Source organism: Streptomyces sp. DH12, from assembly GCF_020873895.1.
In the GTDB taxonomy this organism is placed as follows: Bacteria; Actinomycetota; Actinomycetes; order Streptomycetales; family Streptomycetaceae; genus Streptomyces.
Genome location: NZ_JAHWGT010000162.1, coordinates 1 through 871 on the forward strand (window position 1 = coordinate 1; position 871 = coordinate 871).

The following is an 871-nucleotide window of genomic DNA, read 5'->3' on the forward strand; positions in this document are numbered from 1 at the left end:
GTAGTTGGGGGTGAGATAGGCGGAGGCGACGACGGTCCCGTCGTCCTCGACGACGTACACCCGCTTCGCGGGGCTCATCCACAGGGCCCGGGCATCCTCCTCGGAGGTGCCCGGGTCCCAGGTGTAGGTCTCGCCCGCCGCGACGATGCGGTGCCAGAACGGCCAGATGCGCGGCCAGTCGTCGGGGCGCGCTTCCCTGATCAGCATGGATGCAAGTCTGGCACGCCCGGGTGGTGCGGGGTGACGTGTGTCAGTCGACGCTGGGGAGGATGTGCGGCTCCGCGAGGTCCTCCTCGTACCCGGCGAGGCGGATGGGGGCCGAGCGGGCCCACACGTCGAGGATTCCCAGCTCCCCCGGCCGCCGGCCGGAACGCTCCGTGCGTTCGTCGGGGCGCTGTTCGAGTTTCGTCTGCTCCGGTGTCACCGCGCACTCCTTATGTGTCGGTCACCCTCGGGACGTACCGCGTCGGCCCCGTGGCCGGCGTCCGACGCCCGAGCGGGTCTGTGTCCCATGCTGTTCGGACGCGGTGGCGCCGGTCGTTCGAGGAGAGAGCAGGCCGTGGTGGACCGGCAGTCCCATGACGGATCGTGGGTGCGGGTAGGACCCTTGCTGCTATCCGTCCGCCTCAGATTAACCAAATGAGCGGCCCCCTGCTCGATGGGGCTGCAAACTGGCTGTAACAATCACATGACGGATCGCCCATCATCAGGCGCTATGTACGGGCATGTCGTGACAGAATGCGCACCGTAGCTCACTCGATCGGAGTACGCGCGTCCCGATGTACCGGACAAGTCCGGACGGCCGGGGCGCGGTTCGCGCACCCCGGCCGTCCTCGGGTGTCACCAGCGGCCGGGCGCGTAGTCCTTCAGG

2 protein-coding genes are annotated in these 871 nt (G+C 68.7%); both read right to left on the reverse strand.

Annotation, left to right across the window (positions count from 1 at the left end; genetic code table 11):
* A partial coding sequence (locus LPA54_RS33225; RefSeq protein ID WP_368857876.1) for an N-acetyltransferase family protein occupies positions 1 to 207 on the reverse strand: 207 nt, incomplete at its 3' end.
* A gap of 43 nt (positions 208 to 250) precedes the next feature.
* Entirely contained in the window at positions 251 to 424 is a 174-nt protein-coding gene (locus LPA54_RS33230; protein WP_228914907.1) for a hypothetical protein, read from the reverse strand.
* Positions 425 to 871: the final 447 nt, after the last annotated feature.